Raw genomic sequence first — 24272 nt, 5'->3', positions numbered from 1 at the left:
GGTTCGTGGTGGACTTGGCGAACCGAGTTTATATGTGCTTCTAGCACCCCAGGTCTTCGATTCGTCATCCTCGCGCACGCGGGGATCCATGGAACGCTTGCGTCGCGCCACGCGTTGAAAGCTAACACAGCTCAACGGGGTTGTGAATCCCCGCTTGCGCGAGGATGACGGCGCAAAGGATCGCGATACGGGTTAAACCTTCAGGAACTCTTCCCGTCCACCCAGCCACCGCGACAGGTGCGCTTCCACGGTCGCGGTTTTTTCCGGCGTGCCGGCGTGCAGCAAATCATGCGCCACGTCGCGGGCCTGGTCCACCAGCCAGCCGTCCGTCTCCAGGTCGGCGAACCGCAGCATCGCCTGGCCCGACTGGCGTGCGCCCAAAAATTCGCCGGGCCCGCGTATCTCCAGGTCGCGGCGGGCGATCTCGAAGCCGTCGGTGGTTTCGCGCATTGTCATCAACCGCTGCTTGGCGATGCCGCCCAGCGGGCTCTGATACAGCAGCAGGCACACGCTGGCCGCCGAACCCCGGCCCACGCGCCCGCGCAGCTGGTGCAGCTGCGACAGGCCGAAACGCTCGGCGTGCTCGATCACCATCAGCGACGCATTGGGCACGTCCACGCCCACCTCGATCACGGTGGTGGCCACCAGCACCTGCATCTCGTTGGCCGTAAAGGCGTCCATGATGGCCTGCTTTTCCGCCGGCTTCAAACGGCCGTGCACCAGGCCCACGTTGAGATCGGGCAGGGCTTCGGCCAGTAGCGCGTGGGTGTCGGTGGCCGTTTGCAGCTGCAGCGCTTCCGATTCCTCGATCAGCGGGCACACCCAGTAAACCTGGCGGCCTTCGAGCGCCGCCGCGTGCACGCGTTCGATCACTTCGTCGCGGCGGTTCTGGTCGATGGTGCGGGTGACGATCGGCGTGCGGCCCGGCGGCAGTTCGTCGATCACCGACACTTCGAGGTCGGCGTAATACGTCATGGCCAGCGTGCGCGGGATCGGCGTGGCCGACATCATCAGCTGGTGCGGGATGGCGCCCTCGTTGCCCTTGTTGCGCAAGGTGAGGCGCTGGCCCACGCCGAAGCGGTGCTGTTCATCGACGATCACCAGCCCCAGGTTGGCAAACACCACCGCCTCCTGGATCAGCGCATGTGTGCCGACCACCAGGCGCGCCTCGCCCGATTCGATCATGTCGTAGGCGGCCTGCTTGTCCTTTTTCTTCAGGCTGCCTGTCAGCCACGCCACCTTTACGCCCAGCGGCTCCATCCACGCAGCGATCTTGCGAAAGTGCTGCTCGGCCAGGATTTCGGTAGGCGCCATCAGCGCGGCCTGGAAGCCGCTGTCGATGGCCTGGGCAGCGGCCAGCGCCGACACCACCGTCTTGCCGCTGCCCACATCCCCTTGCAGCAGGCGCTGCATCGGGTAGGGCTGGCGCAAGTCGGCGCGGATTTCAGCCAGCACGCGCTGCTGCGCGCCGGTCAGCTGGAACGGCAGCGCGGCCTGGAACTGGGCCGACAACTGGCCGGCCACCTTCAGCACCGCCGCGCCTTTCGAGCGGCGTGCGTGCTGCGCGCGTTTGAGGGACAGCTGCTGCGCCAGCAGCTCGTCGAATTTCACGCGCGTCCACGCCGGGTGCGAGCGGTCGGCCAGCGCGTGTTCATCGACCTGCTGCGGCGGATAGTGTAGCAGTTTGACGGCCGGTTCGAAGTCGGACAGCTGCATCGCTGCGCGCAGGTCGGCGGGCAGGGTGTCGGTCCAGTCCACGCGCTTCATGGCGTCGCCGATGGCCCGGCGCAGGATCGGTTGCGACAGGCCTTCGCCGGAAGGGTAGACGGGTGTGAGCGACGTGGGCAGCGGCGCGCCTTCGTTGACGATCTTGTAGGCCGGGTGGACCATTTCGGCGCCGAAGAATCCGTGCTTGAGTTCTCCGCGCGCGCGCACCCGCGTGCCTTCGGCTAGCTGCTTGACCTGGCTGCCGTAAAAATTCATGAACCGCAGTTGCAGCTCTCCCGTACCATCCGAGATATGCACCAGCAACTGGCGGCGCGGCTTGAAGGTGATCTCGTTCTTGACCACCACGCCCTCGACCTGCGACGTGTCGCCGCCATGCAGGCGCGCCTCCTCGATGGTGATCACTTGCGTCTCGTCCTCGTAGCGCATGGGCAGGTGCAGCACCAGGTCCATGTCGGTATGCAGGCCGAGCTTGGCCAGCTTCACCTGCGGGCTGACGGTCTTCTTGACGGGTTTAGATGGGGCGACGGGCATATTGGAGCATTTTTCAAACACTAGCGTAAAATAGAGGGTTGGCCGTAACAAACCCGAAGCAGCAACGCCGGTATTGTAAGGCTAGCCATCCGTAGAAGCACACCCGATTCTTCAACCGTTTTCACAAGTTCGCCATGTATTCGCTTTCCGATTTCGATTTTAACTTGCCCCAGGAGCGCATCGCGCAATTTCCGCTGCCCGACCGCAGCGCTTCGCGCCTGCTGCATCTGGACGGCGCGCAGATCATCGACCGCCAGTTCGCCGACATCGTGGGCCTCTTGCAGGCCGGCGACCTCTTGGTGATGAACGACACGCGCGTGCTCAAGGCGCGCTTTTTCGGCACCAAGGAAAGCGGCGGCAAGGTCGAAGCGCTGGTCGAGCGTGTGCTCGACAACCGCACCGTGCTGGCACAGGTGCGCGCTTCGCGCTCGCCGTTGGCGGGCACGAAGATGCGCCTGGCCGACGCCTTCGACGTTACCGTGGGCGAGCGCGCCGGCGAATTTTTCACGCTGCATTTCGATGCCGACGTGTTCGACCTGATCGAAGCGCATGGCCGCCTGCCGCTGCCGCCGTACATCGAGCACGATGCCGATTCGTTCGACGAAACCCGCTACCAGACGGTGTTCAACAAGGTGCCGGGCGCCGTGGCTGCGCCCACGGCCGGCCTGCACTTCGACCAGGCGCTGCTCGATACATTAAAGGCGAAAGGCGTGAACTTCGCGTTCGTGACCTTGCACGTGGGCGCCGGCACCTTCCAGCCGGTGCGCAATGAAGTCCTGTCCGAGCACCAGATGCACACCGAGTGGTACACCATGCCGCAAGAGACGGTGGACGCAGTGCGCGCCACCCGCGCAGCCGGCCGCGACGTGGTGGCCGTCGGTACGACGAGCCTGCGCGCGCTGGAATCGGCCTCGCAAAGCGGCCAGCTGGAAGCAGGCAGCGCCGACACCGCGCTGTTCATCACGCCCGGCTACCAGTTCAAGACCGTCACGCGCCTGATCACCAATTTCCACCTGCCCAAGTCCACCCTGCTGATGCTGGTGTCGGCCTTTGCAGGTTTTGAAGAGATCCGCACCGCCTACGCGCATGCGATCGCCAACGAATACCGCTTCTTCAGCTATGGCGACGCCATGTTGCTGACGACGCAAGCACGTGCGCCGGTGAGCACCTGACGCATAAGTACTACAATTAACGGCACACGCGGGACTGCGCCGATATGGAAGCCTTTGAACATGCCCTCGACATTTCTGACCAGAGTAGTGTTGCACAACTATAAGAGTATCGCCGCGTGCGATGTTCGGTTGGGCGCGCTCACTTATTTGGTCGGTCCAAATGGTGCGGGTAAAAGCAATTTCCTTGATGCTTTGCACCTGGTGGCCGATGCGCTCAAAATGTCGCTGGCTGCTGCCCTCAACGCCCGCTGGGGTGTAGCGCATCTGTTACATCGAAATGCGGTACAAGCCGGCTACCTTGGCATACGCCTCGAGTTCCGCTTGCCCGATGGGCGCGCAGGACATTATGCACTGATGATGCGACCGTCCGAGAGTGCCGGCTTTATCATCAGCGCAGAGGAATGCAGCATCGGCGCTGACTCCTATCAAGTCGTCGATGGGGTACTGAAATCAAGCACCATCATGCCGTTTCCAGCTGTGTCGCAGGATAGGCTGGCACTGGTGGCAGTGTCCGGAATTCCGGTGTTTCGCGCGGTGTTCGACGCGCTGGCGTCGATGAGTATCTACAATCCGAATCCGCAATTGATGCGGATGCAGCAGATGCAGCAAGATGGCCGGTCGTTGCTTGGTGACGGGGCCAATATTGCCGCCGTGCTTGGCTACTTGCGTCAAGCACACGGCGATGTGCTGAACCTGATCGAGGATTATTTACGGCTGATCGTTCCCGGCGTGCAGATGGTGGAACGAACCGCTGTTGGTCCTATGGAAACGGTTTTATTCAGGCAAAATATCGAGGGGCAAATATCCGCTCTGTTCTATGCGAACAATATGTCCGATGGAACCTTGCGCGCATTAGCAGTGCTAACTGCCTTGTTTCAGCGTAACGATGCCTCCACGCCACAGCTGGTTGGGTTGGAAGAGCCTGAAACCGCGCTCCATCCAGGCGCATTCGCTGCCGTGCGAGAAGCAATAGTCCGCGCCTCGGAGCAGCGCCAGGTGATCGTGGTGAGCCATAGTCCCGACTTGCTGGACGACGTGGATTTGCAACCGGAAGCTGTCCTTGCCGTAACGAGCGTGGCTGGCGCCACCTTGATTACCGCGCTTGATAAAGGTTCGCGCGACGCGGTTGAAACCAAGCTTTGGTCGCTAGGCGAGTTGCTGCGCTTGGGACAGTTATCGGCCGATCAGGTTGCCGCCGCTACGCAACAGTTACCTGCGCCATTGTGGGGGAATATGGTGCCATGAACATCGTTTGCATCGTCGAAGGTGATGGCGAGGTCAAGGCGCTACCGACGTTGCTGCGACGTTTTTCGACTTGGCGGGAATCCTCGGTGTTTCCGACCATCGGACAGCCGATCAGAGTTCGCCGGGATCGTTTCCTGAACAACGCGGATGAGTTCCGCAAGCAGATTTTGTTGGCAAATTTAAAATGCCAGCCGTCTGGCTGGATCTTGATTCTGCTCGATGCCGACGATGACTGTCCTCGCACCAAAGCACTGGAAGTGTTGCGGCGCGCGGAAAAACTGGCGCCTGGCGCAAGGATTTCAGTGGTGCTGGCGAAGTATGAATATGAGGCGTGGTTTATTGCGGCTGCGCCGACTTTGAAGGGCCGGCGGGATTTCGTGCCGCCGGCGGTGGTGCCCGACGCTGAATCGGTCCGAGGGGCCAAGCAATGGATGTCCAAATGTCTGCCGCACGGGAAGAAGTATCACGAAGTAGTTGATCAGGCAGCATTTTCAGCGGTCTTCGATCTGGATATGGCTTACACCAACAGCCGATCGTTTAGAAAACTGGTCAGCGAATGGGACAGAAACGTGCGGCCTTCGGCATCGAACTAGTCTCTGAAATAATTTTACGAAAGTATTTAATGTTGGAATTCAAGTTACACAAAACCGATACCACCGGTCTCACCCACGCCCGTCGCGGTGAAGTCAAACTCAACCACGGGGTGGTGCAGACCCCGATCTTCATGCCGGTTGGCACTTACGGCTCGGTCAAAGCCATGTCGCCGCTGGAACTGAAAGAAATCAACGCCCAGATCATCCTCGGCAACACCTTCCACCTGTGGCTGCGCCCCGGTAACGACGTGATGGCCAAGTTTGGCGGCCTGCACGACTTCATGGGCTGGGACAAGCCGATCCTGACCGACTCGGGCGGCTTCCAGGTGTTTTCGCTCGGTGCGATGCGCAAGATCACGGAAGAGGGCGTGCACTTCAATTCGCCGATCAACGGTGACAAGCTGTTCCTGTCGCCCGAAGTGTCGATGCAGATCCAGCGCGTGCTGAACTCCGACATCGTCATGCAGTTCGACGAATGCACGCCGTACGAGATCGACAAGCGCCCGGCCACCATCGAGGAAGCGGCCAAGTCGATGCGCATGTCGCTGCGCTGGGCCCAGCGCTCGCACGACGAATTCCACCGTGGCGAGAACCCGAACGCGCTGTTCGGCATCGTCCAGGGCGGCATGTTCGAGAACCTGCGCGACGAATCGCTGGCGGGCCTCGAAGCCATCGACTTCCCGGGCCTGGCCATCGGCGGCCTGTCGGTGGGCGAGCCGAAGGAAGACATGATGCGCATCCTGCAGCACGTCGGCCCGAAACTGCCGGCCAACAAGCCGCACTACCTGATGGGCGTGGGCACGCCGGAAGACCTGGTGGCCGGCGTGTCGCACGGTGTCGACATGTTCGACTGCGTAATGCCGACCCGCAATGCCCGCAACGGCTGGATCTTCACCCGCTATGGCGACATCAAGATCAAGAACGCGCGTTACAAGGAAGACAAGGAGCCGTTCGACAGCACCTGCTCCTGCTATGCCTGCAAGAACTTCTCGCGCGCCTATCACCACCACCTGAACCGCACCCAGGAAATCCTCGGTGCGCGCCTCAATACCATCCACAACCTGCATTATTACCTCGACATCATGCAGCAAATGCGCGATGCCCTCGATGCCGACCGTTTCCCGGCATGGGTGCAGCAATTCCACGCCGACCGCGCGCGCGGGGTTTAAATTTTTAGCTGACAGGCTTGTAAGTCTTGTAAAAGAAATTAAGCCACCAACATAACCGGAAGTCCTAGCGCCTTCCGGCCAGTGCTAGAATACAGCGCTGTTTTTTCAAACTATTATCGGAGTCACTGTGTTTATATCCAACGCTTACGCCCAATCCAACCCTCTCGAGTCGCTCGGCGGCGCCGGCGGCTTCCTGGGCCAATACGGCTTCCTGATTCTGATGTTCGTGGCAATGTACTTCCTGATGATCCGTCCCCAGATGAAGCGCGCCAAGGAACAGAAGACCATGATGGAAGCGCTGGCCAAGGGCGATGAAGTCGTGACCGCTGGTGGCGTTCTGGGCCGTATCTCGAAGATTTCGGACCTGTACCTGACCATCGAAATCTCGAACGGCGTGGAAATGACCGTGCAAAAAAGCTCGGTGACCATGGTCCTGCCGAAAGGCACGCTCAAGGCGCTGTAACCGGCCCAGGCCCCGGCCCGCTTTGTCGCACGACAGGCGGGCCGTATTGCATCCGACGCCTAACCCTGAACGTTGAACAATATGAATCGCTATCCCGTCTGGAAATACATACTCATTGCCGTCACCATCCTGCTGGGTGCGCTTTACTCCGCGCCCAACTACTTCGGCGAATCGCCGGCAGTGCAGGTGACGAGCGGTAAATCGACGCTCAAGCTGACGTCCGACATGGTCGCCAAGGTCGATGACGTGCTCACCCGCGAAAAAATCCCGCACAGCGAACTCTCCTTCGATGGCACCGGCACCTACGCTTCCGTGCGCGTGCGCTTTCCCGATCCCGACACCCAGTTCCGCGCCAAGGCCGTGCTGGAAAAAGGCCTGAACGCCGATATTGAAGATCCATCGTACCTGGTGGCGCTGAATCTGCAACCGGATACCCCGAAATGGATGCAAACCCTGCACGCGGCGCCGATGTACCTCGGCCTCGACCTGCGCGGCGGCGTCCACTTCCTGATGCAAGTCGATACCAAGGCCGTGCTGGCCAAGCGTTTGCAGGGTATGCAGGCTTCCGCCCGCAGCCAGCTGCGCGACAAGAATGTGCGCCACGCCGGTATCGAGCGCTCGGGCGACACCATCGTCATCAACTTCCGCGACAATGAAACCCGCCAGAAGGCCAAGTCGGTGCTGGGCGAGCAGATGCCGGACGTGACGTTTGCCGACTCCGGCAGCGACACCGACCTGAAAACCGTGATCAGCCTGAAAGCTGCCGCACTCAAGCAGACCACTGACGAAGCCGTCAAACAGAACATCTCGACCCTGTCCAAGCGTGTCAATGAGCTGGGCGTGGCCGAACCGATCATCCAGCAGCAAGGTCCCGACCGCATCATCGTGCAACTGCCAGGCGTGCAGGACGTGGCGCGCGCGCGTTCCGTCATCGGCCGCACTGCTACCCTGGAAATCCGCATGGTCGACGAATCGATCACCCCGGGTACCGAGCTGACGTCGGCAGTTCCGCTGAACTCGGAACTGTTTACCGTCGGTAAAGGCGTACCGGTCGTGCTGACCAAGGACGTGGTGCTGACCGGCGACTACATCTCCAGCGCCACCGCCAGCTTCGACCAGAACCAACAACCGGCCGTCGGCATCGACCTCAACGGCGATGGCGGCCGCCGCATGCGCGACGCCACCAGCACCCGCGTGGGCAAGAAAATGGCCATCGTGCTGTTCGAGAAGGGCAAGCCGGAAGTGCTGTCGGTTGCCACCATCCAGAGTGAACTGGGCAGCCGCTTCCAGATCACCGGCATGGGCAATGCCGAGAATTCGGCCGAACTGGCGCTGCTGCTGCGCTCGGGCGCGCTGGCCGCACCGATGGAAGTGATCGAAGAACGCACGATCGGCCCGCAACTGGGCGCCGAGAACGTGACCAAGGGTATGCACTCGACCATGTACGGCTTCGCTGCCGTGGCGATCTTCATGATTGCCTACTACATGATGTTTGGCCTGTTCAGCGTGTTTGCGCTGGCGTGCAACCTGTTGCTGCTGGTGGCCTTGCTGTCGCTGCTGGGCATTACCCTGACCCTGCCGGGTATGGCTGCTATCGCGCTGGCGCTCGGCATGGCGATCGACTCGAACGTGCTGATCAATGAACGGGTGCGCGAGGAGTTGCGGGCCGGGGCGTCGCCGCAGTCGGCCATTACGGCCGGTTTCGACCGCGCCTGGGCCACGATTATCGACTCCAACGTCACCACCCTGATCGTCGGCCTGGCGCTGCTGGTATTCGGTTCCGGTCCGATCCGCGGCTTTGCCGTGGTGCACACGCTGGGCATCCTGACGTCGATGTTCTCTGCGGTGTTCATCATGCGCGGTGTGGTCAACCTCTGGTACGGCCGCAAGAAAAAGCTGCAATCGATCGCCATCGGCACCATCTGGCGTCCGGACACCAAATAATTCGAGGCATAGCAAATGGAATTTTTCCGCATCAAGAAAGACATACCGTTCATGCGGCATGCCCTGGTGTTCAACGTCATCTCGGCGTTGACCTTCGTGGCGGCCGTGTTCTTCCTGTTCCACCGCGGCTTGCACCTGTCGGTGGAATTCACCGGCGGCACCGTGATGGAGCTGAAGTACCAGCAACCGGCCAACCTCGAAGGGATACGAGACTCGCTGCGCGGCATCGGCTACGAGCACCCGGAAGCGGCCGGCTTCGGCACTGCGCACGACGTGTTGCTGCGCCTGCCGGTGGTGAAGAACATCAGTGCCAAGGATGCTTCGCAACTGGTCTACGAGACCCTTTGCAAGGCTGAAAAAGGCGCGCTGACCCAGATCGACAACGTCAACGCCAAGGGCGAACACGTGGTCAAGCAGGCCTGCATGAGCGCCTCCGGCGCCGAGGCGGTCGAACTGCGCAAGGTGGAGTTCGTCGGCCCGCAGGTCGGTGAAGAACTGACCCAGAATGGCCTGAACGCGCTGGTGATGGTGGTGGTGGGCGTGATGATTTACCTGGCCATCCGCTTCGAGTGGAAATACGCCGTCTCGGCAATCATCGCCAACCTGCACGACGTGGTCATCATTCTCGGCTTCTTCGCCTTCTTCCAGTGGGAGTTCTCGCTGACGGTGCTGGCTGGTATCCTGGCCGTGCTCGGTTACTCGGTCAACGAATCGGTCGTGATTTTCGACCGGATCCGCGAAAACTTCCGCAAGTCCCGCAAGGCCACCGTGCATGAAGTGATCGACAACGCGATTACGTCCACCATCTCGCGTACCATCATCACCCACGGCAGCACCCAGATGATGGTCCTGGCGATGCTGTTCTTCGGCGGCCCGACGCTGCACTACTTTGCCATGGCGCTGACCATCGGCATCTGCTTCGGTATTTATTCGTCGGTGTTCGTGGCGGCAGCGATTGCCATGTGGCTCGGCGTCAAGCGTGAAGACCTGATCAAGCCGGTCAAGGAAAAAGACGAGACCGACGGCGCGGTGGTGTAAGCGCTGAGCTGGATCTTCTGAAAAGCCGCGTTCTTCGGAGCGCGGCTTTTTTTCGCCTGTACCCGGCGTACATCCGGCATCAGTAACAACGCGTAGTAAAAACCGTATCGTGCGCGAGCCCGATTGATGTAGGCGTAGGATGTCAATTCGTCACTTACTTTATTTATGTACTTTTGGTACTACAAGTCGAATAAAAGGGTTCTCATGAAAACCATTGGTATTTCTCCGCACCGCCGCAGCTTCCTGCGCAAGGCAGTCACCGTCGGGCCAGCCGTCGCCCTGGTCGCTGCCGCCGGCGTGGGCGTGGCGGCCAGCAGCAACACCCCCTCCGCCTATCGCCCCGCCTACTTCACTGCAGCCGAGTGGGCCACGCTGCAAGCGCTGGTCGATCGCCTGATCCCGGCCAACAGCGACGGCCCCGGCGCGCTTGAAGCGGGCGTGCACGAGTTCATCGACCTGCAGATGAACACGCCGTATGCATACGGCAAGCTGTGGTTCATGCAGGCGCCGTTCGTGCCCGAGTCCCCGCCCGAGTTCGGCTACCAGTTCCACATGGCGCCGCGCGACCTGTACCGCAGCGCCCTCGCAGGCCTCGAGCACGCGGTCCAGGCCAAGCTGGGCAAGGCTTTTACTACGCTCGATGCAGCGCAGAAAGATGCCGTGATCGGCGAACTGGAACAGGGCACGCTGGCCATCGGCGCCGTGCCGCCGAAGACCTTCTTCGGCCAGTTGCTGCAAAACACGCGCGAGGGGTATTTCAGCGACCCCGTCCACGGCGGCAACAAGGACATGGCCGCCTGGAAAATGATCAACTTCCCCGGCGCCCGCGCCGACTACATGGACTGGGTCGAGCAATACGGCAAGCACTATCCGCTGCCACCCGCCTCGATCGCGTAAGGAAACAGCATGGCAGATATCACACTCAAAAAAGTCGAGGTCGTCATTGTCGGCTTCGGCTGGACCGGCGCCATCATGGCCAAGGAATTGACGGAAGCGGGCATGGAGGTGCTGGCGCTCGAGCGCGGCGCGTTCCAGGACACGTACCCGGACGGCGCCTACCCGAAAACGCTGGACGAGCTGACCTATATCCAGCGCTCCAAGCTGTTCCAGGATTTGTCGAAAGGCTCGTTCACGTTCCGCCACGACGTCGGTGGCGTGGCGGTTCCGTACCGCCAGATCGGCGCGTTCAAGCCGGGCACCGGCGTTGGCGGCGCCGGCTTGCACTGGTCGGGCCAGCACTGGCGCGTGCTGCCGGAAGAACTGAAACTGCGCACGCATTACAACGAGCGCTACGGCAAAAAATTCATCCCCGAAGGCATGACCACCCAGGACTTCGGCGTGTCTTTCGAGGAGCTGGAGCCGCACTTCGACTTCGTCGAAAAAGTCTTTGGCACGTCGGGCGTGGCCTACCGTGTCGATGGCAAGGTGGTGGGAGAAGGAAACTTCTTCGAACCAAGCCGTTCCGACCACTACGCGCTGCCGCCGCAAAAAGTGCCGTACACGGCGCACCTGTTCCACAAGGCCGCTGCCGAAGTGGGCCTGCACCCGTTCGTGGCGCCGTCGTCGAATGCGTCGCAACCGTACGTGAATCCGTATGGCTGCCAGATGGGGCCGTGTAACTTCTGCGGCTTCTGCTCCGGTTTTGCCTGCTACAACTATTCCAAGGCGTCGCCGCAGGTAAACATCATGCCCGCGCTGCGCAAGGCCGCCAATTTCGAGCTGCGCCCGCACTGCAATGTGCTGCGCATCAACCTCGACAGCAGCAAGAAAAAGGCTACCGGCGTCACGTACGTGAACAAGGATGGCAAGACTGTCGAGCAGCCGGCCGACCTGGTGATCGCCAGCACCTTTGCGTACAACAATGCCCACCTGTTCCTGGTGTCGGGCGTCGGCAAACCGTACGACCCGGTGAAAAACGAGGGCGTGGTGGGGCGCAATATCGCCTATCAGACCATGTCCACCGTGCAGATGTTTTTCGATCCGAACAAGAACACCAATCCCTTCATCGGTTCCGGCGGCAACGGCGTGGCGGTCGATGATTACAACGGCGACCATTTCGACCACGGTCCGCTTGGTTTTGTCGGCGGCTCGCCCGCCTGGTGTAACCCGGCCGGCGTCAAACCGATTGCCGGCATCCCGGTGCCGGACGGCACGCCGGCCTGGGGCGCGGGCTGGAAGCGCGCGGTCAAGGACAACTACACCAACACCGTGTCGTTCGACGTGCACGGCGCCAACATGGTGTACCGCGACTGCTATGTCGATCTCGACCCGACTTACACCGACCAGTTCGGCCAGAAGCTGTTGCGCTTCACGTTCGACTGGCACGACAACGACATCAAGATGAGCCGCTATGTCACCGACAAGATGCTCGCGGTCGCCAAGGCCATGAATCCGAAATCGATCCACGTGTCGGTAAAAAACTTCGGCGACCACCTGGACCTGCGCAACTACCAGACCACGCACTGGGCCGGCGGCACCGCGATGGGCGCCGATCCCAAGATCAGCGTACTGAACCGCTACCTGCAAAGCTGGGACGTCTACAACGTGTTTGCGGTGGGTTCGAGCGTGTTCCCGATCGGGATCGGCTACAACCCGACCGGCCTGGCTGCCGCCCTGACGTACTGGTCGGCCAAGGCGATCCGCGAGCAGTACCTCAAAGATCCCCGTCCCCTTGTTGCCGTATGAGACCGTCCATGACCCATTACCTCACCAAATCACTGGCCCTGCTGGGCCTGGCGCTGGCGACCTCGGCCTGGGCCGCGCCCGATGCCAAACTGATCAAGCAGGGCGAATACCTGGCCCGTGCCGGCGACTGCTTCGCCTGCCACAGCGTGACCGGCGGCAAGCCGTTTGCCGGTGGCCTCGGCATGGAGACGCCGATCGGCAAGATCTATTCGTCCAACATCACGCCTGACAAGAAGGCCGGCATTGGCACCTGGAGTTTCGAGGACTTCGACAAGCTGATGCGCACCGGCGTGACCAAGGCCGGCTACACCGTCTATCCAGCCATGCCATACCCATCGTACTCGCGCCTGAGCCAGGCCGACATGCAGGCGCTGTACGCGTACTTCATGCACGGCGTCAAAGCCGATCCGACCCCGAGCCGCGATTCCGACATCGTGTGGCCGCTGTCGATGCGCTTTCCGCTGACGATCTGGCGCTGGGTGTTCGCACCCAAGCCCGAGCCGTACCAGCCGCCCGCCACCAACACGGCCAACTCCCAGATCCTGCGCGGCGCCTACCTGGTCGAAGGCCTGGGCCACTGCGGCGCCTGCCATACGGCGCGCGGCGTGACGATGCAGGAAAAGGCGTACACCAGCAACGGCAACACCGACTTCCTGGCCGGCGGCCAGGTGATCGATGGCTGGAACGTGCCGTCGCTGCGCAACGAACACGGCGGCGGCCTGGCACGCTGGAGCACGGCTGATATCGTCGATTTCCTCAAAGCCGGACGCAACGGTCACACGGCCTCGTTCGGCGCCATGAACGACGTGGTCGCGCACTCGACCCAGTACCTGAGCAACGAGGACCTGACCAGCATGGCCGTGTATCTGAAATCGCTGCCGGCTAACAACCAGGCCAAGCCGTTCGTGGCCGACGCCAAGGTGGCCACGCAGCTGTTCAACGGCCAGCCCGCCACGGCAGGCGCGCTGCTCTACCTGAACAAGTGCGCGGGATGCCACCGTTCGGACGGCAAGGGTTATGGCACGGCGTTCCCGGCACTCGCGGGCAACGCGGTATTGCAGGGCAAGGATGCGACCTCGGCGATCAACATCATCCTGTCGGGCGGCGCAGTGCCATCGACCCACACGGCGCCGTCGGCGCTGACCATGGCGCCGTATGCCAAAGAGCTCAACGACCAGCAGGTGGCCGACGTGGTCAACTTCATCCAGACCAGCTGGGGCAACCAGGGCGGTACGGTGGTGGCCAAGGACGTGGCCAAGGTGCGCAAGATCGCCATTCCCGTCAAGCCGTTGACGGCAGCGGCGTTTGCGGCGGGACGCGAGGGCACGGTGCCGCAGCCGGTATCGCGGCCGAGCAGTGTCGATAAGCTCGACAACAAGTAACGACCAAGCAGGAACTTCGGAAAACTGTCACGAGCGGCGCAACAGGTTTTTCGCGGTTCCCTACTGTGTCCGTCGCGCCCGCATCGCGGCCGACGGACACTCGCCGAACAGCTTGCGGTAATCGCTGGAGAACTGGCTGAAATTGCTCATGCCCCAGGCGTCGGCGACGTCGCCGATGGCGGCGCGCCCCGCGCCCTGGTCGAGCAGCTCGCGGCGGGCGCCGTTCAGGCGCATCATGCGCATATAGAGCAGCGGACTCATCCCCAACACATCCTCGAAACAATACTGCAAAGTGCGGCGGCTGACGTGTACCTGCTGGCACAGCAGCGGCACCGTCAGCGCCGCATGGTCGGCCATGTGTGCATCGATATAGGCGCGCACGTGCTCGACGACGCGGCGCCGGCGTTGCAGGCTGGGGCTGGCGACCGGCTCGCCGCAACTGCGGTCGAGCAGGTCCAGCAGCGACGACAGCACGCCATCCTGCCAGGCATCGCCAGCGTCCCCGGACGCCCCTGCGCCAGCTGGCAGCCTGCCCGCACCCGGCGCAACTACCCTGGCGTCGGCTGCCGCTGCACCATCGACTGCGTACGCCGCGCCAGGCGGCAGCGCCGCCGACAGGGTCCGCAAGCAAGCCGCGCGTGCGCTTGCATCCACCTGCAACACCTCGGCCGCCTGCACCTGCTGCCAGTCGATCCGGCAACCGTGCCGCTGCGCGGCATCTTCCAGCAATTGCCGGCTCGCAACGATACCGTAAATGCTGTAGGCGCTGGGCGTGACCAGTTCGAACTCGACGTCGCCCGGGCGCACCATCAAGGTGTTGTCTGCCGCCTGGCGACCGTTGATACGGGTGGCAGTGTCGTGGTCGGGAAGGCCGAACCAGATGGCGTCGGGCCACACCCGGCATGACTGCCGTACCGCCTGGCTCAGGCTTTCCCTGAATACTTGCAGCTGCGGCAATTGCCGCTCGGTCAGCGCGCCCGAAAAGCGGCCGGCGCTGACCTGGTCATAGCGTTGCTGCCAGTTGGTCAGCTTGCTGGCCAGTTCGTCGGCATCGTGCGCCAGCACCGTGCGTAATGACGGTGCGTGGTGCGATGGTGGTGTCGCAGTCTGGTGCATATTTGCTCCACGGTGGTGGTGTTGCAGTCACGCGGCAGGCCCGCCGCAGGTTTGCCGATTTGCGATAACGCCCTTGCCAAGCGCGCTCCTATACTGAAATCCGACTCAACACATTGAGCAACTTTCATACCCGCCCCCTGCACGGGCAGGGGCGCCGGTGACGGCTTATCTTTAAGGGGAACCACATGAACGCAAAACCGCCGGCCGGTCAGCCGGCCCTGCAACAGACGCTGAGCACGTTCCAGCTCTGGGGCATCGCCGTCGGCCTGGTGATCTCCGGGGAGTATTTCGGCTGGAGTTACGGCTGGGCCTCGGCAGGCACCTTGGGCTTCACTATTACCGCATTGTTCATCGCGGCCATGTACACCACCTTCATTTTCAGCTTTACCGAGCTGACCACGTCGATCCCGCACGCGGGCGGTCCGTTTGCCTACAGCAAGCGCGCGTTCGGCCCCACGGGCGGCTACCTGGCCGGCGCCGCCACCCTGATCGAATTCGTGTTCGCGCCGCCCGCCATCGCGCTGGCCATCGGCGCCTACCTGAACGTGCAGTTCCCCGAGATCAATCCCAAGCTGGCGGCCGTGGGCGCCTACGTGGTGTTCATGACGCTCAACATCGTCGGCGTGCAGGTAGCGGCCACCTTCGAGCTGCTGATGGCCTTGCTGGCGATTTTCGAGCTGCTGGTCTTCATGGGCGTGGTGGCGCCGGGCTTCTCGGTCGCCAACTTCACCAAGGGCGGCTGGTCGGGACAGGACGTGTTCAGCGCTGCCGCAATTCCGGGCATGTTTGCCGCGATCCCTTTTGCCATCTGGTTCTTCCTGGCGATCGAAGGGGTGGCCATGGCGGCCGAAGAAGCCAAGGACCCCAAGCGCTCGATCCCGATCGCCTACATCACCGGCATCATCACCCTGGTGCTGCTGGCCATCGGCGTGATGGCGTTTGCCGGCGGCGCTGGCGACTGGACCAAGCTCGCCAACATCAACGACCCGCTGCCGCAGGCCATGAAAATGATCGTCGGCGAGAACAGCGGCTGGCTGCACATGTTGGTGTGGCTCGGTTTGTTCGGCCTGATCGCTTCGTTCCACGGCATCATCCTCGGCTACTCGCGCCAGATCTATGCGCTGGCCCGCGAAGCTTATCTGCCGCCAGCGCTGGCCAAGATCCACCCGCGCTTCAAGACGCCGCACCGCGCCATCCTGGCCGGCGGCGCGGTCGGTATCGCGGCCATCTTCAGCGACGAGCTGATCAAGATCGGCGGCCAGACCCTGACCGCCAACATCGTCACCATGTCGGTGTTCGGCGCCATCACCATGTACATCCTCAGCATGCTGAGCCTGTTCAAGCTGCGTCGCGACGAGCCGGCCATGGTGCGGCCGTTCCGCGCGCCGTTCTACCCGGTGTTCCCGGCGATTGCCCTGACCGGCGCCGTGGTCTGCCTGGTCACGATGATTTACTACAACCCGCTGGTGTTCTGCCTGTTCGCTGCTTTCCTTGCTGCCGGTTATGGGTACTTCCGCGCCACCAAGGGCAGCCGCGCACTGCACGCCGCCACCCCCATCAAAGGAGTCTGAATGTTTTCCCCGTCCCGCACACTGCACCGCCTGGCCGCCGCCGGCTGCCTGGCCACCTTGGCCACCACGGCTTGCGCCGCCGAGCCGGCACCGTCGGCCTGGACCGAAACCGGCAACATCACGGCCGTCTCCGACTACCTGTTCCGCGGCATTTCGCAAACCCAGGCCAAGCCCACCGCCCAGGCCACGCTCGACTTCACCCACAGCAGCGGCGTGTACCTGGGGCTGTTCGGCTCGGGCGTGTCGCACGCGGCCTATAACAACGGCGCCGGTTCCGAGCTCGACGTTTATGGCGGCTACCGCCACGCCCTCAATGCCGACACCACCGTCGACGCCGGCCTGGTCACGTACTGGTTCCCCGGCGCGCACTACGCGACAGGCGGCAAGGACATCAAGTACCATACGCAGGAGGCCAAGTTCGGCGTAAATATCGGCAGTTTCAATGCTACCGCCTGGGTGTCGCTGAGCCGTTACTGGTTCGGCTTCACGGTGCAACCGGGTAGCGGTGACCTGGTCGATACGCGTGGCACCGTGTACGGCGAACTGAACTGGAATCCGGAACTGGTCCCGGGCCTTATATTGAATTTGCACGCGGGCCGCCAGCAAGTGCGCCACATGGACGACTTTAATTTCTACGACGCGCGTTCGCGGCGGCAGGCGTCTACAACAGCGGCGATGCCAGCAAGAACGGCGCGCCGTTGTGGACCTTCTTTAACGCCGACGGCAGCAGCAAGAACGTGGTGCAAAAGCGCTTGCTGGTCACCGCCACGCGCAATTTTTAAAACGTCCGCATCACCGGAGGGGAAATGGGCAGCTTTTCGCACATGGCAGGCAGCAGGACCTACCAGTTCCGCGATCTGAAGGACTTGATGGCCAAGGCCACGCCGGCCCGCTCTGGCGACGCGCTGGCGGGGCTGGCGGCCGCCAGTGCCGAAGAGCGCGTGGCGGCGCAAATGGCGCTGGCCGACCTGCCGCTGCGGCTGTTCCTGAACGAGCTGGTGGTGCCGTATGAGGACGACGAGGTCACGCGCCTGATCATCGACGACCACGATTCCGCCGCGTTCGCGCCCATTGCCCACCTCACCGTGGGCGACCTGCGAAACTGGCTGCTCGGTGACGCCGCCGACAGTGCCGCGCTGGCGGCCGTCGCCTCCGGCATCACGCCCGAGATGGCGGCAGCGGTGTCCAAGATCATGCGCATCCAGGACCTGGTGCTCGTCGCTCGCAAGTGCCGCGTGGTCACGCGCTTTCGTAACACCATCGGGTTGGACGGACGCATGGCCACCCGGCTGCAACCGAACCACCCGACCGATGACGCCACCGGGATTGCCGCCAGTCTGCTCGACGGCCTGCTGTACGGCAGCGGCGACGCCGTCATTGGCATCAACCCGGCCACCGACAACGTCCCGCAAGTGATCAAGATCGTTACCATGCTTGACGAAATCATCGACCGCTACGGCATTCCCACCCAGTCGTGCGTACTGACCCACGTCACCAACACCATTGCGGCCATCGAACGCGGCGCGCCGATCGACCTGGTGTTCCAGTCGATTGCCGGCACCGAGGCGGCCAACACCAGCTTCGGCCTCAACCTGGCGCTGCTGGGCGAGGCGCGCGAGGCCGCGCTGTCGCTGGGGCGCGGCACCGTGGGCGACAACGTCATGTATTTCGAAACGGGACAGGGCAGTGCGCTGTCGGCCAATGCCCACCACGGCGTCGATCAGCAAACGTGCGAAGCGCGCGCTTACGCGGTGGCGCGCAAGTTCAAGCCACTGCTGGTCAATTCGGTGGTCGGCTTCATCGGCCCCGAGTACCTGTACGACGGCAAGCAGATCGTGCGCGCCGGGCTGGAAGACCATTTTTGTGCCAAGTTGCTGGGCCTGCCGATGGGCTGCGACGTCTGCTACACCAACCATGCCGAGGCCGACCAGGACGACATGGACATCCTGCTCACCATGCTGGGCGCGGCTGGCTGCACGTTCGTGATGGGCATTCCGGGTTCGGACGACATCATGCTCAACTACCAGACCACGTCGTTCCACGACGCGCTGTATGCGCGCCGCGCGCTGGGCCTCAAACCTGCACCGGAATTTGAAATATGGCTGAAGCAGATGGAAATCTTCACCGGCGACGAGCGCGCCACGCTGGGCCGCACCATGCCGCCATCGTTCCAGCGCGCGCTGGCGCAACTGACGTGAGGGCGCCATGAACGAGCTCGAATACCGGCAGACTGACGCCAACGCCAACGCCAACGCCAACGCCAACGCCAACGTCAACGTCAACGTCAACGTCAACGCCGACACCGACACCGACACCGACAGCGCCGCAGCCAACGTCAACGTTGAAGACGCGCTGGTAGTGGTCAACCCCTGGGCCGCGCTGCGCCGTTTCACCGCCGCGCGCATCGCGCTTGGACGCGCTGGCGTTAGCCAACCGACCGCGCCGCAACTGGCGTTCCAGCTGGCCCATGCGCGCGCGCGTGACGCCGTGCACCAGGCGCTTGACGTGGCGCCGCTGCTCGAAGGTTTGCAGGAACTGAGCGGTCAACCCGCGCTGGCGCTGCACAGCGGCGCCGCCAGCCGCGACATTTACCTGCAACGGCCCGACCTGGGGCGCCGGCTCGATGACGCCTCGCGCCAGTTGTTGCAACAATACGCGCAGCCGCAGCCGTCAGCGGCACAGCCACAACCGCAAACGCAAACGCAGCCACAGTCGCTAGCGGCACAGTCGCAACCGCAACCGCAACCGCAACCGCAACCGCAACCGCAACAGCCACAGCCACAGCCACAGCCACAGCCACCTTCCGCAGCCGGCAGCTACGACCTGGCGTTCGTTATCGCCGATGGCCTGTCAGCGCTGGCCATCGAGCAAAACGTGCTGCCATTCCTGCGCTGCCTGACAGCGCGCCTCGCCCTCGATGAATGGACGATTGCCCCGCCGGCCGTCGTGCTGCAGGGTCGCGTCGCCGTGGGTGACGAAGTGGGCGAATTGCTCGGTGCGCGCGCGGTGCTGGTGCTGGTGGGCGAACGTCCGGGCCTGAGCTCACCTGACAGCATGGGCTTGTACCTGACCTGGGCGCCGCGCGTGGGGTTGACTGACGCCAGTCGCAACTGCATCTCGAATGTGCGGCCGGCGGGGTTGACCTGGGAGGCGGCAGCATTCAAGCTGCACTACTTGCTGTCCGAAGCGCGCCGCCGCCAGTTATCGGGTGTGGCGCTCAAGGATGAAACCTCGGACGACGATCCGGCGCTGGCGTCTTCGCGGCGTAATTTCCTGCTCGACTAACACCTACAACATGAGCCGCACCACCCGACTTTTCCAGCTGATGGACGCCTTGCGCGGCTACCGCCGTCCCGTCACCGCCGCCCGCCTGGCCGAACAGCTGGGCGTCTCCGAACGCACCATTTACCGCGACATCCAGACCCTGTGCAGCCTCGGCGCGCCGCTCGAAGGCGCGGCCGGTGTCGGTTACCGCCTGAAGACCGGCTTCTTTCTGCCGCCGCTGATGTTCAACATGGACGAGCTCGAAGCGCTGGTGCTCGGTGCGCGCTGGGTGCGCGGCCAGGGCGACGCCGCGCTCGCCGCTGCCGCCCAGACCGCCCTGGCCCGCATCGCCGCCGCCACGCCAAAAGACCTGCGTGACGACATGGCCGAAACCAGTTTATGGGTGCCGCTCGGCATGGAACGGCAGCCGGTGAACGAGCAGCACGTGGGCCCGGTGCGCGAGGCCATCCGCTACCAGCACCGGCTGCGCATCGGCTACTGCGACGAGCACGGCCAGCCGTCCGAGCGCATGGTGTGGCCGTTCGCACTGGCGTTTTTCGAGGGCAAGCGCCTGCTGGCCGCGTGGTGCGAGCTGCGCGCCGGTTTCCGCCATTTCCGTATCGACCGCATCGCTACCGTCGAGACCACGCGCGAGCGCTACCCCACCCGCCGCCACGAACTGCTGGCCACCTGGCGCCGCGAACACAATATCCGGCCCGACTCCTGACAGAAACTGGCGCGCCGCGCCGCTACCATCGAGGCTCTTCTATACCACACGGAGCCCCGCATGCGCTTGTACCACCACCCGATCTCGTCCAATTCCCGCCGCGTGATGATGGCCGCCATCCAATTAGACGTGCAGCTCGATCTGACCGAAATCAGCCTGATGGACGCGGGCGACCGCCGCCGCTTGGCGGAGCTCAATCCGAACGGCATGCTGCCGGTGCTGCAGGATGGCGAATTCATCCTGTGGGAATCGTGCGCCATCATGCAGTACCTGGCCGACACCACGGCGGGCGGCGCGACGCTGTATCCGCGTGACCCGGCGCAGCGCGCCGATGTCAACCGCTGGATGCTGTGGGCGTGCCAGCACTTCGCGCCGGCCATCAGCGTGCTCACCTGGGAAAATATCTGGAAGGGCATGACCGGTGGCGGCGCCCGCGATCCGCTCGAAGTGGCGCGCGGCACGTACGACCTGACCCGTCACGCGGCCGTGCTGGACCGGCACCTGCGCGCCCATGCCTGGGTGGCGGGCGACGCCCTCAGCCTGGCCGACTTCGCGCTGGCCGCGCCGCTGATGTATACGCAGCAGGCCCGTCTGCCGCTGGACGGCTACATCCACCTGGCGGCCTGGCACGCGCGCATCCGCCAGCTGCCCGCATGGCGCCAGACCGAAAAACATTTGGAATTAGAAACGAATGGTGCGCTTGTGTGAAGTGGCGCACGGAGCGAGTCACGCAGAGCTGATATTGTTCAGTCATCTCCTCTGGAGGAGATCCCTAGTTTTGGACTTCGCCCGCTACCCAGCGGGCTTTTTTTTGCCTACATCATCAGCACGGAGTACAGCGACCGCACTTCTTCGGCCGATTCGAGCATGATGCCATGCAGCGAACCGTCGCCGATCAGGAAGTCGATGGTGCGCGCGCCCTGTTCGCTGATGTTGGCGCGCGGCTGGTACAGCGGCGACGGCACGGGCGACAGGTCGTTGGCCAGCAACAGGGTATCGCCAAGGGTTTCCGGCGGAATCGCGCGCAGGCCTGCCCACATCGCCTCAATGGCCTGGAACACGCCGTCAGGCACGCCCAACCGCGTCAACACGCCACGGCCGATCTCGATCTCGCCATGGTCCACCCAGTCTTCGGGTTCGCCGTCGATGATCTCCGGGTAGTCGCCGGCGCACGACAGCATGTAAAAGCCTGCCACCTCGTGCATGATGCCGGCGAACAGCGCGGTTTCCGGATCGACCCGGGTAACGCGGCGCGCGATCACCTGCGCAAGCGCGGCCACGTGCGCCGTGTGCTCCCACAACTGGTTGATTTGCTGCTTGAGGGCGGGATTGGTGACTTCGCTGCCGATCTGGCGCACGATCAGGGCCGCCACCAGCGATTGCAGGGTGCGCACGCCGAGCCGTTGCACGGCGGTTTTGACGCTGGTGATGTCGATGCCGGAGCGGTTGTAGGCCGCCGAGTTGGCAATCGCCACGCTGCGCGCAGCCAGCAAGGGGTTAGCCTGGATGAGTTTGGCTGCCGCTTCCACGTGGCAGTCGGGATCGTTCAATGCCTGCTGCAAGCGCAGCGAAGCGTTGACGTTGGCGGGGAAGGTCAATTCCCCGCGGCCAGCCTGTTCAGCGATGGCCTTGAATGCGTCGAGTCTGTCCATCCGAAAAATTATACGCGGAATATTGCTCCGTAGAACTTTTCGGTGGAACTTTTATGTAAAGACTTTTTAAACTGTCTTACTCTTCGCTGAAGATCGCGTCGTAGCCGTCGGTATTGTCCATGCCCTTGAGCTCGTCCACCAGGCCCAGGTCTTCCAGCTCTTCCACCGCGTTCATATAGCTGTTCGGCTTGGTTGCGCCGATCAGGCGGAAGATTTCGCCTTCTTCATTGCGCACGCCGATCAGCAGCTTTTCCAGGCGCACTTCGTCCTCGTGGGCGACGTTGAGCAGCAGGTTGCCGATGATGTGTTTGTCGAATTTTGCCGGCTTGACGCCGTCGATCAGAGCAGTTTTCAAATGATTTCCTTGGTTGGGTCGGTGATGGGCGCACAGTGATTGGCGCCAGCCATGACGGCATTCTTAAGCCTGGCGAGATTTTTTTCAAGGGCCGCGTAGTCTTCGTCGCTGTAATCGGCAAACATTTGCCGGCCCATCGCTACCATTGCCGGAAACGCCGTGTGGAACGTGGCCTCGCCGGCGGCCGTGAGCCGGACAAAAAACGAACGCTTGTCGCAGTCGTTGCGCTCGCGCTCGACCAGGCCTTTCTGTTCCAGGCGCTCGATCACGCCGGTCATGGTGCCCTTGGTGATCAGGGTTTTTTCGCCCAGCTCCTTGTACGACATGCCCGGTGTATTGCCCAGCGTGGCGATGATGTCGAACTGCGCATGGGTCAGGCCGCAGGCGCGCGCGTGTTCCGCCGAGCTGCGCTCAAAGCTTTGCATGCACTCGGCCAGCAGCCGGACACTTTTCAAATATCGTTCGCCCATGGGGCGTGATTATAGCTGGTTCGCAATTTGCAGCCGGGGCGGGTACTATAGTGAACTTCCATTCATGCCCTAGCGTATCGATGTCCTTTGCTAACCTGTCCGGCCTGGCCCGCCAACGGCCGCTGCGCGTGCTGCTGGTCAATGCGGGCGAGGCCGACGCGCTCACCTGGGCCGGCCTGGTGCAACCGCTGCGCATGGCCGCCGCCATGTTGGGCCGCGACGCCTTCCAGCTTGAAACCATGACCCCCGCGCAAGTGGTGCTGGCACAGCCTGGCTGGCAGATTGCACTGCTGGTGGCGGACGACGCCGACCGCACCATGGCGCCGGAGCTGGCGCGCGCCGTGATCGAGCGCATCCGCAGCGCCGAATACTGGGGCGGCGTGGGCGCCGGCGTGCTGTGGCTGGCGCTGGCGGGCGTGATGGCCGGCGTGCGCGTGGCGCTGCCGTGGGCGCTGTACGGCGATACCGAGAGCATCACCGACCGCGCCATCCTGAGCCAGCATTTGTTCGAGCTCGACGGCCGCCACCTCAGTTGCTGCGGCGGCGCCGCCAGTATCGACTTCGCGCTGACCCTGGTCGAGCACCTGTGCGGCGCCACGGTGCAGGCGGCGATCAAGGAAAACCTGTGCATCGAGCGCGTGCGCAGCCACGACGAGCGCCAGCGCATTGCCCTGCAGGCCCGCTTCGGCGCCTTGCAGCCGCGCCTGTCGGAAGCGGTGACCCTGATGGAAACCAATATCGAAGAACCGCTGTCCACCGACGACATCGCCAACCTGGTGGGCCTGTCGCGTCGGCAACTGGAGCGGCTGTTCAAGCAATACCTCGACAGCCTGCCGTCGCGCTACTACCTGGAGTTGCGCCTGCAACGTGCGCGCCAGTTGCTGCTCGAAACCAACCACTCGATCGTGCAGGTGGGGCTGATGTGCGGCTTCTCATCGGGCTCGCATTTTTCCACGGCGTTTGGAGCGCTATTCGGTAATACTCCACGCGAAGAACGCCAACGCAAACTGGCCAACTAGAGCGCCTGACAAAACCTCCAGAGCTGCGTTGCAGCGCCTCGCCGTACTGGCGTACTGTCTTCGTCGCTGCGCCTTGCTCTGAAGGCTTTGTCACGCGCTCTCGACTTTCCTGGCGGCCAAAAGTGAAAAACCTTGTCGCCATTAGAAA

22 protein-coding genes are annotated in these 24272 nt (G+C 63.0%); 17 read left to right on the top strand and 5 right to left on the bottom strand.

The features are described from left to right. Positions 1-192 precede the first annotated feature (192 nt). Entirely contained in the window at positions 193-2259 is a 2067-nt protein-coding gene (gene recG, locus F8197_RS27190) for an ATP-dependent DNA helicase RecG (protein WP_056138308.1), read from the bottom strand. A 134-nt stretch (positions 2260-2393) separates the two neighbouring features. Here recG and queA point away from each other — a divergent pair, with 134 nt between their 5' ends. From queA to F8197_RS27140, 10 genes are all read left to right on the top strand, one after another. After that, positions 2394-3431, top strand: a complete 1038-nt coding sequence (gene queA / locus F8197_RS27185; protein WP_152885068.1) for a tRNA preQ1(34) S-adenosylmethionine ribosyltransferase-isomerase QueA — start codon at positions 2394-2396, stop codon at positions 3429-3431. A 60-nt stretch (positions 3432-3491) separates the two neighbouring features. Next, a complete protein-coding gene (locus F8197_RS27180) occupies positions 3492-4676 on the top strand; it encodes an AAA family ATPase (RefSeq protein ID WP_152885145.1) in 1185 nt (394 codons plus the stop codon). Continuing rightward, on the top strand, positions 4673-5269 hold the full coding sequence (locus F8197_RS27175) for a DUF4276 family protein (protein WP_152885066.1): 597 nt from the start codon (positions 4673-4675) through the stop codon (positions 5267-5269). Before F8197_RS27180 ends, F8197_RS27175 begins: the two co-directional genes overlap by 4 nt. Positions 5270-5298: 29 nt before the next feature. Beyond that, positions 5299-6438, top strand: a complete 1140-nt coding sequence (gene tgt, locus F8197_RS27170; RefSeq protein WP_019923582.1) for a tRNA guanosine(34) transglycosylase Tgt — start codon at positions 5299-5301, stop codon at positions 6436-6438. Positions 6439-6565: 127 nt separating this feature from the next. Continuing rightward, a complete protein-coding gene (yajC, locus tag F8197_RS27165) occupies positions 6566-6901 on the top strand; it encodes a preprotein translocase subunit YajC (protein WP_019923583.1) in 336 nt (111 codons plus the stop codon). A gap of 81 nt (positions 6902-6982) precedes the next feature. After that, positions 6983-8845, top strand: coding sequence for a protein translocase subunit SecD (gene secD / locus F8197_RS27160; protein ID WP_152885063.1), 1863 nt, complete (start codon positions 6983-6985; stop codon positions 8843-8845). Positions 8846-8860: 15 nt separating this feature from the next. Continuing rightward, the gene (secF, locus tag F8197_RS27155) at positions 8861-9883 is read left to right on the top strand and encodes a protein translocase subunit SecF (protein ID WP_152885061.1); all 1023 of its coding nucleotides are present in this window, start codon (positions 8861-8863) and stop codon (positions 9881-9883) included. Positions 9884-10087: 204 nt separating this feature from the next. Further along, the gene (locus tag F8197_RS27150) at positions 10088-10780 is read left to right on the top strand and encodes a gluconate 2-dehydrogenase subunit 3 family protein (RefSeq protein ID WP_152885059.1); all 693 of its coding nucleotides are present in this window, start codon (positions 10088-10090) and stop codon (positions 10778-10780) included. Between the two features lie 9 nt (positions 10781-10789). After that, positions 10790-12568, top strand: coding sequence for a GMC family oxidoreductase (locus F8197_RS27145; protein ID WP_152885057.1), 1779 nt, complete (start codon positions 10790-10792; stop codon positions 12566-12568). A gap of 8 nt (positions 12569-12576) precedes the next feature. Continuing rightward, entirely contained in the window at positions 12577-13950 is a 1374-nt protein-coding gene (locus F8197_RS27140) for a cytochrome c (protein ID WP_152885055.1), read from the top strand. Between the two features lie 60 nt (positions 13951-14010). Here the strand turns inward: F8197_RS27140 and F8197_RS27135 are convergent, their stop codons facing one another. Further along, positions 14011-15066, bottom strand: a complete 1056-nt coding sequence (locus tag F8197_RS27135) for a helix-turn-helix domain-containing protein (RefSeq protein ID WP_152885053.1) — start codon at positions 15064-15066, stop codon at positions 14011-14013. 185 nt (positions 15067-15251) lie between these two features. Between F8197_RS27135 and eat the strand changes: the two genes are divergently transcribed. From eat to F8197_RS27105, 6 genes are read left to right on the top strand one after another with little or no spacing between them, the layout of a single operon-like run. Continuing rightward, the gene (gene eat, locus F8197_RS27130; RefSeq protein WP_152885051.1) at positions 15252-16637 is read left to right on the top strand and encodes an ethanolamine permease; all 1386 of its coding nucleotides are present in this window, start codon (positions 15252-15254) and stop codon (positions 16635-16637) included. Next, positions 16638-17498 (top strand): TorF family putative porin, encoded by an 861-nt coding sequence (locus F8197_RS27125; RefSeq protein WP_227012439.1) that lies wholly within the window; start codon positions 16638-16640, stop codon positions 17496-17498. Beyond that, positions 17444-18835 (top strand): ethanolamine ammonia-lyase subunit EutB, encoded by a 1392-nt coding sequence (locus tag F8197_RS27120; protein ID WP_152885049.1) that lies wholly within the window; start codon positions 17444-17446, stop codon positions 18833-18835. Before F8197_RS27125 ends, F8197_RS27120 begins: the two co-directional genes overlap by 55 nt. A gap of 7 nt (positions 18836-18842) precedes the next feature. After that, positions 18843-19922, top strand: a complete 1080-nt coding sequence (locus tag F8197_RS27115) for an ethanolamine ammonia-lyase subunit EutC (RefSeq protein ID WP_152885048.1) — start codon at positions 18843-18845, stop codon at positions 19920-19922. Positions 19923-19932: 10 nt separating this feature from the next. Beyond that, complete coding sequence (locus F8197_RS27110) at positions 19933-20628, top strand: YafY family protein (RefSeq protein ID WP_056138287.1); 696 nt, start codon at positions 19933-19935, stop codon at positions 20626-20628. Positions 20629-20688: 60 nt separating this feature from the next. Further along, positions 20689-21336 (top strand): glutathione S-transferase family protein, encoded by a 648-nt coding sequence (locus F8197_RS27105; protein WP_152885046.1) that lies wholly within the window; start codon positions 20689-20691, stop codon positions 21334-21336. A gap of 107 nt (positions 21337-21443) precedes the next feature. On the opposite strand, the gene F8197_RS27100 is transcribed toward F8197_RS27105, so the two are convergent. The 3 genes from F8197_RS27100 to F8197_RS27090 all read right to left on the bottom strand — a co-directional run bounded on the left by F8197_RS27100 (position 21444) and on the right by F8197_RS27090 (position 23060). Further along, positions 21444-22280 carry an HDOD domain-containing protein gene (locus F8197_RS27100; protein WP_152885044.1) on the bottom strand — a complete coding sequence of 279 codons (837 nt, stop codon included), beginning with the start codon at positions 22278-22280 and terminating at the stop codon, positions 21444-21446. Between the two features lie 76 nt (positions 22281-22356). After that, entirely contained in the window at positions 22357-22635 is a 279-nt protein-coding gene (locus tag F8197_RS27095; RefSeq protein ID WP_019923595.1) for a hypothetical protein, read from the bottom strand. Beyond that, positions 22632-23060 carry a MarR family winged helix-turn-helix transcriptional regulator gene (locus F8197_RS27090; RefSeq protein WP_152885042.1) on the bottom strand — a complete coding sequence of 143 codons (429 nt, stop codon included), beginning with the start codon at positions 23058-23060 and terminating at the stop codon, positions 22632-22634. The genes F8197_RS27095 and F8197_RS27090 overlap by 4 nt, the downstream gene beginning before the upstream one ends. Positions 23061-23185: 125 nt before the next feature. On the opposite strand from F8197_RS27090, the gene F8197_RS27085 reads away from it, so the two are divergent. Beyond that, positions 23186-24124, top strand: a complete 939-nt coding sequence (locus tag F8197_RS27085) for a GlxA family transcriptional regulator (protein WP_019923597.1) — start codon at positions 23186-23188, stop codon at positions 24122-24124. Positions 24125-24272: the final 148 nt, after the last annotated feature.

Source organism: Duganella sp. FT27W (assembly GCF_009295655.1).
Lineage (GTDB): Bacteria > Pseudomonadota > Gammaproteobacteria > Burkholderiales > Burkholderiaceae_D > Rugamonas > Rugamonas zoogloeoides.
This window is presented reverse-complemented; position numbering and strand designations above follow the sequence as displayed.